This window comes from Actinacidiphila bryophytorum (assembly GCF_016916835.1).
GTDB classification, from domain to species: domain Bacteria; phylum Actinomycetota; class Actinomycetes; order Streptomycetales; family Streptomycetaceae; genus Actinacidiphila; species Actinacidiphila bryophytorum.
Map to the genome: position 1 here is coordinate 126,642 of NZ_JAFFIX010000022.1, position 12,990 is coordinate 139,631.

A 12,990-nucleotide genomic window follows, 5' to 3' on the forward strand; every position below is an offset into this window, starting at 1 on the left:
CCGTGCGTGCCGGCCGCCCCGCGCGCGTGCTGGTGGTGACCGCCGTCGAGGCCGAGCGGGACGCCGTCGCCGCGGGCCTGGCGGCCGCAGGCGGGGCCGGAAGCCGGTACGTGGTGGTCGCGGCGGGCGTCGGCCCGGCGGCTGCGGCGGCCGGCACGGCGTACGCCCTGACGGAGCAGCTGAGCGCCGGGCGGCCCGACCTGGTGGTGTCCGCAGGCATCGGCGGCGGTTTCGTACCGGTCGCGCCGGTCGGTTCGCTGGCCGTGGCGGAGACGATCGTGGCCGCCGACCTGGGCGCGCAGACCGCCGACGGCTTCACGCCGGTCGCAGAACTGGGCTTCGGCCGCTCGGAGCACCGCCCGCCGGCAGGGCTGAGCCGCCAGGTCGCCGACGCGCTGGCCGCCGCCTACGGCCCGGTGCTGACGGTCGGTACGGTCACCGGGACCGCCGAGCGGGCCGCGGAGTTGACGGCCCGCCACCCGGGGGCGGTCGCCGAGGCGATGGAGGGCTTCGGGGTGGCGGAGGCGGCGGCCGTCCTCGATGTCCCCGTGCTGGAGATCCGTGCGGTCTCGAACGCGGTCGGCCCGCGGGACCGCGCGGCCTGGCGGATCGGCGAGGCGCTGACGGCGCTGACGGCGGCTTTCGGGAAGCTCCCGGGCGTACTTGGAGGTTGAGCAGCACATGACGGCACACACCACCGACGGCACGGACCGCGGCGACGGCACGGGCGACAGCGGCGCGCTGCGCATCGCGTACTCCCCCTGTCCGAACGACACCTTCGTCTTCCACGCGTGGGCGCACGGGCTGGTGCCCGACGCGCCGCCGCTGGAGGTGACCTTCGCGGACATCGACATCACCAACGGCATGGCCGAGCGCGGCGAACTCGACGTGCTCAAGGTGTCCTACGCCGTGCTGCCGTGGGTGCTCGACGACTGGGCGCTGCTGCCCTGCGGCGGGGCGCTGGGCCGCGGCTGCGGGCCGCTGGTGCTCACCCGGGAGCCGGGTGTCGGCCTGGCGGGGAAGACCGTCGCGGTGCCCAGCGAGCGCTCGACGGCGTATCTGCTCTTCCGGCTGTGGGCGGCGGCCGAGGTCGACGGCGGTGTCGGCGAGATCGTGGTGATGCCCTTCCACGAGATCATGCCGGCGGTGCGGGACGGCCGGGTGGACGCAGGACTCGTCATCCACGAGGCCCGCTTCACCTACCAGAACTACGGCCTGCACAAGCTCGCCGACATGGGCGAGCACTGGGAGGCGACCACAGGGCTGCCGATCCCGCTGGGGGCGATCATCGCCCGCCGCTCGCTGGGCAAGGAGCGGCTGCAGGCGCTGGCCGACGCCGCCCGCGCCTCGGTGCGCATGGCGTGGGACGACCCGGACGCCTCGCGCGAGTATGTGCTGGCGCATTCCCAGGAGATGGACCCGGCGGTCGCCGACCAGCACATCGGGCTGTACGTGAACGAATTCACGGCCGACCTCGGCGAGGACGGATACGCGGCCGTACGCGGTCTGCTCACTCGCGCGGCGGCCGAAGGACTCGTACCGCCGCTGGGCGCGGACGCGCTGGCTTTCTGAAAATATTGCCCCGGCATTCGGGGCGCGGAAAAGCACGGGCGGCGCTTTTACCGGAGGGTGCACCTCCGGAAAAGCGCCGCTTCCGACGTGTGGCCGTTAGCCGTGCGGGCCCTTATACGCCGTGCGCGTCCGTCATACGTCGAGCTGGTCGGCGACCACCCGCAGCACGGACGCGATCTTGTGGCCGTGGGCCTTGTCCGGGTAGCGGCCGCGCTGCAGCGACCTGGCGACGTCTTCGAGCAGCGTGGTCAGGTCCTGGACGATCGGCAGCAGCTCGTCGGGCTTGCGGCGCTGGGCCGCGGCGACCGAGGGCGCGGGGTCCAGCAGGGTCACCGAGAGCGCCTGGTCGCCGCGCTGGCCCGCGACGACTCCGAATTCCACCCGCTGGCCGGGCTTGAGCGCGGCGACACCGTCGGGCAGCACCGATGAGTGCACGAAGACATCGCCGCCGTCGTCGCGGGAGAGAAAGCCGAAGCCCTTCTCGCTGTTGAACCACTTGACCTTGCCGGTAGGCACGTCCGACCTCGTCCTCATTGCTCGGAACCGCTCTGAATAAGACAGCAGCGGGTCCACCGGAGACCCGCTGACACCAAGGCTAATGGCCAGGTGCTGTGTGACAAGACGGCGAGGTCCCGTCACCCCGCGCCCACAGCACGGACCTACCCTTGTCCGGTGAGCAAACAAACCACGGGCGCCGGTGACCTGCTCGTCAGGATCGGCGCCGTCGTCTTCGTCGTCGGGGCCGTCGGCACACTGGCCACGGTCGCCCCGCTGCTGCTCGGCACCCGCCGGTTGCCGACCCCCGCCTACTTCGTGTCGATGCTGATGGGGGTCGGGCTGGCCCTCGCGCTGCTCGGCCTGCTGCGGTCCGCGCTGGCGCAGCGGCGGCCGGAGGGTCACCCACAGGCGTGAATCCTCGGGTCAGGCCGCCGTCGAGGTGTGGGAGGCCAGCCAGCCGGGGAATTCCGTGAGGGAGGCGAGTACGACGTCGGCCCCCGCCGCCCGCAGCTCCGCGGCGCTGCACGGCCCGGTGGCCACCGCCACCGACAGCGCTCCCGCCTTGTGCGCACCCCGCACGTCCCCGGTGTGGTCGCCGACGTAGACGGTCGCACCCCACTCGATCAGCGCCTCGGCCTTGGCCTCCGCCCAGAGCCAGCCGCGCAGCTCCGCCTCGATGCCGACATGGGCGAGGTGCAGCTCGGCGTTGGGACCGTACTTCGCGGTGACGACCACCGGGCGCCCGCCGGCCGCCCGGACCGCCGCCACCGCCTCCGGGGCGCCCGGCATGGCGGGCGTGGGAGTGATGGCGTGGTCGGGGTAGAGGGAGCGGTAGCGCTCGGCCGCCGCCTGGACCTGCTCGCGCGGGAACCAGTTGGCCAGCTCGTCGTCCAGCGGGGGGCCGAGCCGGGTGACGGCGAGGTCGGAGTCGATGTGGACGCCGGTCTCCGCCGCGAGCCGGTCGTACACGGCCTTGATCCCGGGGCGGGAGTCGATCAGGGTCATGTCGAGGTCGAAGCCGACCGTGAGGGCCGGCGCGAGGGAGGAGAAGTCGTTGGTCACGGCACCCATTGTCACAGGTCGCTGCGTGCGCAGGGTCAGCCTCAGCCCGGAGGTCGGGACGGCACCCCGTATAGTTAGCGCAGCCTAAGCTAAGCCCTGCCCCGGCGCCAGACGGTCGCCGCGTCCCGGAGGACCGCCCGACATGCAACTGCGCCGCCGCACCGGCTGGATGGCTGCGGCGACGGCGGCGCTGCTGCTCGCGGTGCTGCTCAGCCTGGCCGTCGGCAGCCGCGAGATACCCCCGTCCCAGGTGCTCGACGCGCTGCTGCACGGCGGCACCAGCCAGAACGCCGAGGTCGTCCGCAGCCTGCGGGTGCCGCGTACGGTGATCGGGATCATGGTCGGCGCCGCGCTCGCCGTCGCCGGGGTCGTGATGCAGGGCGTCACCCGCAACCCGATCGCCGAGCCCGGCATCCTCGGGGTGAGCCAGGGCGCGTCACTCGGCGTGGTGTGCGCCATCGCGTACGCCGGGGTGGGCACGCTCAGCGGCTACGTCTGGTTCGCCTTCGCGGGCGCGGGAGCGGCAGCCGTCGCCGTCTACGCGGTCGCCGCCCGCGGCAGGGGCGGCGCCTCACCGGTCAAGCTGGCACTGGCCGGTGCGGCCATGAACGCCTTCCTGGCCTCCGTCGTGTCCGGGGTGCTGACCACCGACGCGCAGACGCTGGAGACGTACCGCTTCTGGCAGGTCGGTTCGCTGTCCGGGCGGGACACCGACATCATCGGCATGATCTGGCCGTTCCTGGCGGCCGGCCTGCTGCTGGTGCTGGCGATGGCCCGCGGCCTGGACGCGCTCGCGCTCGGCGAGGACGTCGCCAAGGGCCTCGGGCAGAACGTGGCGCTGCTGCGGTTGACCGGTGCGCTCGGCGCCACCGTGCTGACCGGCGCCGCGGTCGCCGCCGCGGGCCCGATCGCCTTCGTCGGCCTTGCCGTGCCGCACCTGGCCCGCGCCCTGGTCGGCACCGCGCACCGCTGGGTGCTGCCGATGGCCGCGCTGCTCGGCCCGGTGATGATCCTGGTCTCCGACGTGGTCGGGCGGATCGTCTTCCCGCCCTCCGAGGTCCCGGTGGCGGTGACGACCTCGCTGATCGGGGTGCCCTTCCTGGTGGCGCTGGTCCGGCGCAGGTCGGTGGTGGCGGCATGAGCACGACCAGGCCCGCTTCCGCACAGGGCTCCCGCTTCCGGCCCGAGGGGTACGCCGTCGTGCGCCCCGGCGGGCGCGGCTCCTTCCTGCTGCACCGGCGTGCGTTCGCCGTCACCTGTGTGCTGGCCGCGCTGCTGGCGGCGGTGTGCGTGGCGTATCTGTGCGTCGGGGAGTCCTTCGTGGCGCCCGGCGAGGTGGTCAAGGTGGTCTTCGGGCGGCCGAGCCCTGACGAGCTGGTGGTCGGCGAGCTGCGCGAACCGCGGCTCGCGCTCGGGCTGCTGGTCGGCGCGGCCTTCGGGGTGTCCGGCGCGCTGATCCAGACCGTCGCCCGCAACCCGCTGGCCAGCCCCGACGTCATCGGCGTGACCCATGGCGCGGGCGCGGTGACGGTGGCCGCGATGACGTACGGCGTGACCTCCTACACCGCGCTGCCCTACCTCTCGGTCGCCGGCGGGCTGACCGCAGCGGCCCTGGTCTACGTCTTCGCCTGGCGGCGCGGGCTGCACGCGGCCCGCTTCGTGCTCATCGGGATCGGCTTCTCGGTGGCGCTGTCCTCGGTGACGCAGCTCTTCCTGACCAAGGGCGACTACCTGGTCGCCCAGCAGGCCAAGGTGTGGCTGACCGGTTCGCTCAACGGCCGCGGCTACGCCGAGGCCCGCCCGCTGGCGCTGGTGCTGCTGGCCGCGGTGCCGTGCGCGCTGTGGGCGGCGCGGGCGCAGCGCACGGTGTCCTTCGACGACGACACCGCGACCGCGCTCGGCGTCCGGCTGGGCAGGGTCAGGTTCGGCCTGGTCGCGCTCGGCGTGGTGCTCGCCTCGGTCGCCACCGGGGCGGCAGGACCGGTGGACTTCGTGGCGCTGCTGGCCCCGCAGATCGCCCGCCGCCTGACCAGGACCGCGCAGATCCCGCTGCTGGCCTCCGCGCTGACCGGTGCGCTGGTCGTGGTGGTCGCCGACCTGCTGGCCCGCAAGCTGTTCTCGCCGACCGAACTGCCGGTGGGCGTGATGACCGCCGCTGTCGGGGCGCCCTACCTGATGTGGCTGATCGTCCGCAGCCGCAGCCGTTCCGGAGAGCCGTCATGACGACCCCTGAGCCCACGCCGACCGCAGCCGGCCGCAAGAAGACCGGCCCCGACAACCGGCTCGCCGCCCGCGGCCTCACCCTCGCCTACGAGGACCGGGTCGTGGTCGACGCGCTCGACCTGGAGATACCCGACGGCCAGGTCACCGTCATCGTCGGCCCCAACGCCTGCGGCAAGTCCACGCTGCTGCGCGCCCTGGGCCGGCTGCTGAAGCCCAGGCAGGGCTCGGTGCTGCTGGACGGCGCCGAGCTGGCCCGCGTCCCGACCCGGCAGATCGCCCGCACCCTGGGCCTGCTGCCGCAGTCGCCGGTGCCGCCCGAGGGCATCACGGTGGCCGACCTGGTCTCCCGCGGCCGCCAGCCGCACCAGAAGTGGTGGCAGCAGTGGTCGGAGTCCGACGAGCGACTGGTCGCCGAGGCCATGGAGCGTACGGCGACGAGCGACCTGGCCGGCCGGCTGGTGGACGAGCTGTCCGGCGGCCAGCGGCAGCGGGCCTGGATCGCGATGGCCCTGGCCCAGGACACCGACCTGCTGCTGCTCGACGAGCCCACGACCTTCCTCGACATCGCCCACCAGGTCGAGGTGCTCGACCTGGTGCGCCGCCTCAACCGGGAGCGCGGGCGTACGGTCGTGGCCGTGCTGCACGACCTCAACCAGGCCGCCCGCTACGCCGACCACCTCGTCGCGATGAAGGCCGGCCGGATCGTCGCCGAGGGTCCGCCCGGCGAGGTCGTCACGGCGGAGCTGGTGCGCGAGGTGTTCGGCCTCGCGTCGGTCGTGGTGCCCGACCCGGTGACCGGCAGCCCGCTGGTGGTGCCGGGGCAGCCCTGGCAGCCCGGGGGAGCGCCCGCCGACGCGGGCTCCGGAACGACCGCTGGAACGAACGCTGGTACGACCGCGAACGACGCCACCGCAACTCCGCATCCCTGAACGGAGATCCGCCATGTCCCGCAAGCACAGCGCCCGTTCGACCCGCAGCCGGTACGCCCTCGCCGCCGTGCTGCTCTGCACGGCACTTGCGGCGACCGCGTGTTCGTCCTCCGGGGACGGCGACGGCGGCGGCACTCACAAGGCGGGCGGCGGTACGCACACCGTCGACACGGCCATGGGGCCGGTGAAGGTGCCCGACCACCCGCAGCGGGTCGTGGTGCTGGACACCGCGGAACTCGACTCGGCGATCACCCTCGGCGTCAAGCCGGTCGGCGCGACCAGCGCGGGCACCAGCTCCGGCTTCCTCGACTACCTGCCGCAGGACGAACTGGCCGGGATCAAGAACGTCGGCGCCATCGCCGACCCCGACATGGAGGCGGTCGCCGCCCTCAAGCCCGACCTGATCCTCAGCAGCAAGGTCAGGGACGGCGCGCACTACGACGCCCTCTCCCACATCGCGCCCACCGTGCTGACCGAGTCGACCGGGGCGCCGTGGAAGGCCGACTTCCAGTTGCACGCGGCCGCGTTGGGCCGCACCGCACAGGCCGCGAAGGCGCTCACCGCCTACCAGGACCACGTCGCCGCGGTCACCGCGGCGCTCGGCGGGGCCGCGAAGGCGGCGGCGACCGAGGTGAGCATGGTGCGCTTCGTCGAGGGCGCCGACATCCGGCTGTACGGCAACGCCAGTTACATCGGCACCGTCCTCAAGGACGTGGGCCTGGCCCGGCCTTCGGTGCAGGACGTCGAGCAGCTCAGCGTCGACGTCAGCCCCGAGCAGATCGACAAGGCCGACGGCGACGCGATCTTCTACGCCACGTACGGCGACCCCAAGGCCGCCAAGGAGACGCAGGTGACGGCGAGTTCGCTGTGGAAGGGACTCGGCGCGGTCGCCGCGGGCCGCGCCCACCAGGTGGACGACCAGCTCTGGTACCAGGGCATCGGCTACACCGCCGCCGGGAAGATCCTGGACGAGCTGCAGCGCGACCTCACCGCCACGTAGCCGCTCCCGCGGGGCGTTTCAGGCCGACCGGCGGTTCCGCCACAGCACGTACAGCGCGGTGCCGACCGCCGCGAGCCGCACGGTCGGCGGGTACGCGTCCTGGAAGGCCTGCCCCATCTGGCCCTGCGCGATGGGGCTGCCCCACTTGCCGACGTCGCGGCCCCAGATCCACACGAGCATCCCGGCCGCGAAGGCGCCCGGGATGAACAGCACCGCGAACTTGGCCTGCGGCCTGCTGAGGCGGCGGGACAGGTAGGCGGTCAGCCAGCCCAGGCCCAGCGGGATCAGCGAGCCGATCGCAGCGCCGACGACCAGCAACGCGGCGGCCAGCAGCAGGACGGGGCTGCCCCAGTTGCGGGGGCGGCGCTCTGCTCGCGGCGTGCGCCGCCGCAGCAGGGGCCGCCGGGGTTCGGCGGCCGGCTCCTCGACCTCTTCGTCTTCCTCAGGGGCCGGCTTCGGTTCGTCGGGGTCGAGTTCCTCGTCGTCGAAGGAGATGAAGACGCCGCCGGTCATGCCAGGAAGCCCGGCGAGCTCGTCCCCGGCGCGCGGCCGCGCGCCGAGCCCGTCGCCGTCCCACCACTCCCGTTCCCCGTCCGCGGCCTTGGCCGGCCGCGGCACCTGCGGGCCGGGCGCCTCTGCGTACGGCCCGTACGGGTCGGCGGGCGGCTCCTCCCGGGTGCCGCCGCGGCCGGCGGCGGCCTCCACGACCTCGTCGGGGCTGCCCATGCGCCCCAGGATGCGGCGCACCGCGGCCTCGGAGTCCGCGCCGCGGCGCTCCCGGTCGATGTCGTTGCGCAGCTGCGCGACCAGTTGCATGCGGTCGGCTGCGGGCATGGCCGTCTGAGCCAGGTCACCGACCCGGCTCAGGTAGTCGAACACCAGCCGATCGCTCTCGACCCCCACGGCGTCTCCCCCTCCCCCCGCCCGACTCCACCACCGCCGACGGTACCCCTCCCGCCCCGCCCTCTACGCGAGGGCAAGCGTTTTCAGGTGCGCGGGTCGCCACCGCCCCAAAGGGGCTGCCCGGTCCTCCCCGGACCACCGGCCGGTGGGTGGCTGGTCGCGCAGTTCCCCGCGCCCCTTTTGGCTTGCCCTCTGCGGCAGCGGCACCCCCTGCCGGGTGAGGCGGTGCCGCTGCGGACGGCGGTGCTTTTCAGGGGCGCGGGGAACGGCGCGACCAACCCCCACCGGGGGCGCGGGGCGTCACCGGCGCAAAGGGGCTGTTCGGGTCGGAGACGGACCACCCGCCGGTGGGGGCTCGCGTCCGAGGAACGCACCGCCCGGCGCACGGGCACCCTCACGCGCCACCGCGGCCAGCGGATGGCTCGGCCCCGCCGAAGAGGGCGCCCAGGGCCTAGGGTGGGACGGATGACGACCGGAGGTAGCAGCGGTGCCCCGCGCACCCTCGCAGAGGACTTGCGCGCACGTGACGACGACGCGCTGTCCGCCCTGCTGCGTGCGCGCCCCGACCTGCTGGCCCCCGTGCCCTCGGACCTCACGCAGCTGGCGACGCGGGCGGCGACCCGCACCTCCGTGGTGCGTGCGCTCGACCACCTCGACGCCTTCACGCAGCAGACCGCCGAGGCCCTGGCGGTGACGGCGGACGGCTGCCCGTATGCGACGCTGCGGGAGCTGATGACCGGGCGCCCGCCGGTGGGCGGCGTCGGTGAGGCGCTGGACCCGGAGGTCGCCGCGGCCGTCGAGGCGGAGCTGCCGCGCGCGGTGGCGGCGTTGCGCGCGCACGGGCTGGTGTGGGGCGAGGAGGACCGGCTGCGCCTGGTCCGCACCGCACGGGACGTGCTGGCACCGTCGGCCGCGACGCCGTCCGCGACCGGCCTCGGCCCGTCCGTGGCGGAGGCCACCGCGGGGATGTCGCCGGCCCGGTTGCAGGAGGTGCTCTCGGACGCGGGGCTGGCCGCGACCCATGACCCGAGCAGTGCGATCACCGCACTGGCCGGGCTGTTCGCCGACCCGGACCGTTTCGCCGCGCTGCTCGCGCAGGCCCCGGACGGTGCGCGGGCCGTACTGGACCGGCTGGTGTGGGGGCCGCCGTACGGCGAGGTCAGGGACGCGACGGCGGCGGTACGTGCGGCGGGCGCGGCCACGCCCGTGCAGTGGCTGCTGGCCCGCGGCCTGCTCCTGCCGGCCGGGCAGCACAACGTCGTGCTGCCCCGGGAGGCGGCGCTGGCCCTGCGTGCGGGGCGCGCGCACCGCACCCCGCAGCCGCTGCCCCCGCCGATGGCGCCGGTGCAGCGCACCGTGAAGACGGTGGACGCGACGGCCGCGGGCCAGGCGTTCACGGCGGTGCGTACGGTCACCGACCTGCTCAAGGAGTGGGAGACGGGCGGCCCCGCGGTGCTGCGGGCGGGCGGCATCAGTGTGCGCGACCTGCGGCGTACGGCCGCGGCCCTGGACCTGACCGAGCCGCAGACCGCCTTCTGGCTGGAACTCGCCTACGCCGCCGGCCTGGTCGCCGCCGACGGCGAGGTCGACGAGGCGTACGCCCCGACGCCCGCCGCCGACGAGTGGCTGCTGCTGCCCGCCGAGCGGCAGTGGGCGGCGCTGGCCGCCGCCTGGCTGGCCGCGACCCGCACGGCCGGCCTGGTCGGGACGCGCGACCCGAAGGGCAGGGCGCTGGCGGCGCTCGGCCCTGACCTGGACCGCTCGCTGGCGCCCCGGGTGCGCGGGGGCGCCCTGCGGCTGCTGGCGGCGCTGCCGCCCGGCTCGGCGGCGGGCCGCGAGGACCTGCTGACCCGGCTGCGCTGGGACCGCCCGCTGCGGGCGGCGGCCGACGCGCTGCGCGAGGACCTGCTGCGCTGGACGCTGGAGGACGCGGAGGCCCTGGGCGTGACCGGGCGGGGGGCGCTGGCCGCGCATTCCCGGCCGCTGCTGGCCGCGGCCGGCCCGGACACGGACCGGGCGGCGGCACTGCTGGCCCCGCTGCTGCCCGAGGCCCTGGACCACGTCCTGCTGCAGGCCGACCTGACGGCGGTGGCCCCCGGCCCGCTGATCGCCTCGCTGGCCGAGACCCTCGGCGTCCTGGCGGACATCGAGTCCAAGGGCGGCGCCACGGTCTACCGCTTCACGCCGGAGTCGGTACGCCGTGCCCTGGACGCCGGGCGTACGGCCGCCGAGCTGCAGGCCTTCCTGGCCGAGCACTCCCGTACGCCGGTGCCGCAGCCGCTCAGCTACCTCATCGACGACATGGCCCGCAGGCACGGCACGCTGCGGGTCGGGGCGGCAGCGGCGTATCTGCGCTGCGACGACGACGCGCTGCTCACCGAACTGCTCGCGGACCGCCGCGCCTCGGGCCTGCGCCTGCGCCGCCTGGCCCCGACGGTGCTGGCCGCGCAGGCCGACCCGTCCACCCTGCTCGAACGCCTGCGGGCCATGGGCCTGGCCCCGGCCGCGGAGTCCGCCGACGGCGACGTGCTGATCACCCGCCCCGACGCCCGCCGCACCCCGCCCCGCAGCGCGCCCGTCCCGGTGCCCGACGGCCCGCCCGTCCCGGACACCGCGCTGCTGGCCCTCGCGGTCAAAGCGATCCGGGCCGGCGACCGCGCGGCCACCGCGGTCCACCGCCCCCCGACCACCCCGCCCGCCGGTGTCCCCCGCACCGCGGCGGCCGACACCCTGGCCACGGTCCAGTCCGCTGTCCTGACCGGCGAGTCCCTCTGGATCGGCTACGTCAACGCCGAGGGCACCGCCACCCAGCGCGTCATCACCCCGGTCCGCGTCGAAGGCGGCTACGTGACCGCCTACGACCACACGGCCGACGAGGTCCGCACCTTCGCGATCCACCGCGTCACGGGCGTCTCAGAACTCGCCGACGAACCCCCGTCCTGACCTCCCCGCTCAGCCGCGCGGCTGCACCAGTTCGCCGGGGTCCACCTCGATCGGGAACGGCTTCTCGACGTAGCTCACCCGCCCCGCCTCGGCGACCTGCCGCTCGACGTACCGCCCGGCTTCCAGCTCGCACACGACCAGCGAGGGCGCGGGCACGAGTTCGAGCCGCCACAGGTGCTCGATGCCGGCCTCGGCGTAATACGGCGGCTTGAGCAGCCGGTCCACCCGGCGTCCGGCCGAAGACGGCGAGACGATCTCGACCACCAGGTGAACAGCCTCGGCGTCACATGTGACTGGGTCCTCGGCTGCCGCTGCCGCGTCGACGACGGCAATGTCCGGGATGAACAAGCCGTCGGGCAGGACGACATTCACCGCTTCCAGGACTTCGAACGGCGCGCCTGTCGCGTGGATCGCTGCGTCAATCAGCATCGCCAGACGCAACGAGGCCCGCTGGTGCTTGAAACCCGGTGCTGGTGCCATGAGCAGCATGTCCCCCATCAGTTCCCGCCGCTGTCCGCGGTCCTCCCCCAGCGCCAGCACTTCCTCCACGGTCCATGGCCCGTAGTGGTCATCGTGCGCAACGCTCATCACGCCCACCTCCTCCTGGGAAGTCGTCACTCACAGTGTGGCATGGCCAACTGACACCACGCATGGGTCGGACTTGACCACTGAGGCTGTCAGGTCTTCCTGCGGCGCCACCAGTGGTCGCGGTGGGGGTGGAGGGCGGAGCCGAGGGGGCGGCCGAGGAGGAGGTAGCCGAGGAGGGCGCCGGCGGTGTTGAGGATGACGTCGTCGATGTCGAAGGCGCGGCCCTCCACCAGGGCGCCCTGTGTGGCCTCGATCATCACCATCACCAGGGCGGTGAGGACGATGACCCGGAGCAGGCCGCGGGCGTGCGGGAAGAGGACCGGGAGCAGGATGCCGAAGGGGACGCCGAGCAGGACGTTGCCGCCGATCTGCTTGACCGTGTCGCGCAGGGCGGGTTGGTCGAGGTAGGCGCGGATGGACGCGCCGGGGCGCAGGTTCGTGTGGATCAGCGCGTCGGACGACGGGGACGGCACCAGCGTGACCTTGGCCAGCGCCACGGCGAAGGCCGCCATGCAGACGATGGCGGCGGCCATGACCGCCGCCCGCGCGAGCGTCGAGCCGAGGGTGCGGCGCTGCAGCACCGGCGGCGGGGGCTTACGCGCGCGGGGGCGCGGTCGCGGTCGCGGCTTCGACGTCCGCTTCCGGGCGCCGGCCTTCGCGGCCGGCTTGGGCTTGGGCTTCGGCTTCGGCGCTGACTCAGCCGCCGGCTTCGGCTTGGGCTTGGGCTTGGCATTGGGCTTACGTATCCGGTCGAGCAGTCCGACGCGGATCGCCATGGCCGTAACCCCCCTCTGCGGACGCCTACTTGGCTCCGCATACCCGGGTCCGGCCGCCGTACGCCGGGGTGACGGCGTACGGCGGCCGGAGTCCCGCTCACCATCGCTGGGGGTACCCACGATGGTTACAGGCTGTCACCGCGGTGACAGCCTCATCCGTGCTGTCCGCGACGGCGTCGCGACATGTAGATCAGCGTTCCACCGGCTCCCAGGACCGCGACCGCCGAGGCGGCGATCCACTCCACACCGTCAGCGCCGGTGTGCGGCAGCCCTGGAGGAGTGCTGGGCGGCTGGGACGGGTGGTGCGAGGGGTGGTGGTGCCCAGGCGTCGTGGTCGGCGGCGTCGTGGGAGGCGTCGTCGGAGGCGTCGTGGGCGGGGTGGTCGGCGGAGTGGTGGGCGGGGTGGTCGGTGGAGTGGTGGGCGGAGTCGTCGGCGGAGTCGTCGGCGGGTGCGACGGGTGGTGCGTCGGCGGGTGGCTGGGGTGATGCGTGGGCG

General features: G+C 74.3%; 14 protein-coding genes and 1 pseudogene. 8 read left to right on the top strand and 7 right to left on the bottom strand.

All coding sequences use genetic code 11. The annotated features are described in order from the left end of the window. The first annotated feature begins 2 nt into the window (after positions 1 to 2). On the top strand, positions 3 to 674 hold the full coding sequence (locus JT723_RS26815; RefSeq protein WP_251512992.1) for a futalosine hydrolase: 672 nt from the start codon (positions 3 to 5) through the stop codon (positions 672 to 674). Positions 675 to 681: 7 nt separating this feature from the next. Further along, positions 682 to 1,572 (top strand): 1,4-dihydroxy-6-naphtoate synthase, encoded by an 891-nt coding sequence (locus JT723_RS26820; RefSeq protein ID WP_205047372.1) that lies wholly within the window; start codon positions 682 to 684, stop codon positions 1,570 to 1,572. A gap of 132 nt (positions 1,573 to 1,704) precedes the next feature. Here JT723_RS26820 and JT723_RS36280 read toward each other — a convergent pair whose 3' ends face one another. Then, a complete protein-coding gene (locus JT723_RS36280) occupies positions 1,705 to 2,088 on the bottom strand; it encodes a cold-shock protein (RefSeq protein ID WP_033173507.1) in 384 nt (127 codons plus the stop codon). 156 nt (positions 2,089 to 2,244) lie between these two features. On the opposite strand from JT723_RS36280, the gene JT723_RS26830 reads away from it, so the two are divergent. Next, entirely contained in the window at positions 2,245 to 2,484 is a 240-nt protein-coding gene (locus JT723_RS26830) for a hypothetical protein (protein ID WP_205047373.1), read from the top strand. Positions 2,485 to 2,493: 9 nt separating this feature from the next. On the opposite strand, the gene JT723_RS26835 is transcribed toward JT723_RS26830, so the two are convergent. After that, positions 2,494 to 3,141 (bottom strand): HAD family hydrolase, encoded by a 648-nt coding sequence (locus tag JT723_RS26835; RefSeq protein ID WP_205047374.1) that lies wholly within the window; start codon positions 3,139 to 3,141, stop codon positions 2,494 to 2,496. A 133-nt stretch (positions 3,142 to 3,274) separates the two neighbouring features. On the opposite strand from JT723_RS26835, the gene JT723_RS26840 reads away from it, so the two are divergent. From JT723_RS26840 to JT723_RS26855, 4 genes are read left to right on the top strand one after another with little or no spacing between them, the layout of a single operon-like run. Then, the gene (locus tag JT723_RS26840; RefSeq protein WP_205047375.1) at positions 3,275 to 4,273 is read left to right on the top strand and encodes a FecCD family ABC transporter permease; all 999 of its coding nucleotides are present in this window, start codon (positions 3,275 to 3,277) and stop codon (positions 4,271 to 4,273) included. Continuing rightward, positions 4,270 to 5,355, top strand: a complete 1,086-nt coding sequence (locus JT723_RS26845; protein WP_205047376.1) for a FecCD family ABC transporter permease — start codon at positions 4,270 to 4,272, stop codon at positions 5,353 to 5,355. The genes JT723_RS26840 and JT723_RS26845 overlap by 4 nt, the downstream gene beginning before the upstream one ends. Continuing rightward, a complete protein-coding gene (locus tag JT723_RS26850) occupies positions 5,352 to 6,284 on the top strand; it encodes an ABC transporter ATP-binding protein (RefSeq protein ID WP_205047377.1) in 933 nt (310 codons plus the stop codon). Before JT723_RS26845 ends, JT723_RS26850 begins: the two co-directional genes overlap by 4 nt. A 13-nt stretch (positions 6,285 to 6,297) precedes the next feature. After that, positions 6,298 to 7,284, top strand: a complete 987-nt coding sequence (locus tag JT723_RS26855; RefSeq protein ID WP_205047378.1) for an ABC transporter substrate-binding protein — start codon at positions 6,298 to 6,300, stop codon at positions 7,282 to 7,284. Between the two features lie 18 nt (positions 7,285 to 7,302). On the opposite strand, the gene JT723_RS26860 is transcribed toward JT723_RS26855, so the two are convergent. After that, positions 7,303 to 8,187: a hypothetical protein gene (locus tag JT723_RS26860; RefSeq protein ID WP_205047379.1), complete on the bottom strand. Its 885-nt coding sequence runs from the start codon at positions 8,185 to 8,187 to the stop codon at positions 7,303 to 7,305. A 465-nt stretch (positions 8,188 to 8,652) separates the two neighbouring features. Here JT723_RS26860 and JT723_RS26865 point away from each other — a divergent pair, with 465 nt between their 5' ends. Then, a complete protein-coding gene (locus tag JT723_RS26865; RefSeq protein WP_205047380.1) occupies positions 8,653 to 11,130 on the top strand; it encodes a helicase C-terminal domain-containing protein in 2,478 nt (825 codons plus the stop codon). Positions 11,131 to 11,139: 9 nt separating this feature from the next. On the opposite strand, the gene JT723_RS26870 is transcribed toward JT723_RS26865, so the two are convergent. From JT723_RS26870 to JT723_RS26880, 4 genes and pseudogenes are all read right to left on the bottom strand, one after another. Then, positions 11,140 to 11,718 (bottom strand): Uma2 family endonuclease, encoded by a 579-nt coding sequence (locus JT723_RS26870; protein WP_205047381.1) that lies wholly within the window; start codon positions 11,716 to 11,718, stop codon positions 11,140 to 11,142. An 89-nt stretch (positions 11,719 to 11,807) separates the two neighbouring features. Continuing rightward, positions 11,808 to 12,494 (bottom strand): VanZ family protein, encoded by a 687-nt coding sequence (locus JT723_RS26875; RefSeq protein WP_205047382.1) that lies wholly within the window; start codon positions 12,492 to 12,494, stop codon positions 11,808 to 11,810. A 152-nt stretch (positions 12,495 to 12,646) separates the two neighbouring features. Further along, positions 12,647 to 12,739, bottom strand: coding sequence for a hypothetical protein (locus JT723_RS36515; protein WP_372441386.1), 93 nt, complete (start codon positions 12,737 to 12,739; stop codon positions 12,647 to 12,649). Positions 12,740 to 12,743: 4 nt separating this feature from the next. Continuing rightward, a pseudogene (locus JT723_RS26880) lies at positions 12,744 to 12,990 on the bottom strand (hypothetical protein); the annotation flags it as partial.

Bases quoted from the DNA above. Each gene is read 5' to 3' on its own strand.
- JT723_RS26820 (WP_205047372.1), top strand. From the start codon at position 682: ATGACGGCACACACCACCGACGGCACGGACCGCGGCGACGGCACGGGC.
- JT723_RS26835 (WP_205047374.1), bottom strand. From the start codon at position 3,141: ATGGGTGCCGTGACCAACGACTTCTCCTCCCTCGCGCCGGCCCTCACG.
- JT723_RS26840 (WP_205047375.1), top strand. From the start codon at position 3,275: ATGCAACTGCGCCGCCGCACCGGCTGGATGGCTGCGGCGACGGCGGCG.
- JT723_RS26845 (WP_205047376.1), top strand. From the start codon at position 4,270: ATGAGCACGACCAGGCCCGCTTCCGCACAGGGCTCCCGCTTCCGGCCC.
- JT723_RS26850 (WP_205047377.1), top strand. From the start codon at position 5,352: ATGACGACCCCTGAGCCCACGCCGACCGCAGCCGGCCGCAAGAAGACC.
- JT723_RS26855 (WP_205047378.1), top strand. From the start codon at position 6,298: ATGTCCCGCAAGCACAGCGCCCGTTCGACCCGCAGCCGGTACGCCCTC.
- JT723_RS26865 (WP_205047380.1), top strand. From the start codon at position 8,653: ATGACGACCGGAGGTAGCAGCGGTGCCCCGCGCACCCTCGCAGAGGAC.
- JT723_RS26870 (WP_205047381.1), bottom strand. From the start codon at position 11,718: ATGAGCGTTGCGCACGATGACCACTACGGGCCATGGACCGTGGAGGAA.
- JT723_RS26875 (WP_205047382.1), bottom strand. From the start codon at position 12,494: ATGGCGATCCGCGTCGGACTGCTCGACCGGATACGTAAGCCCAATGCC.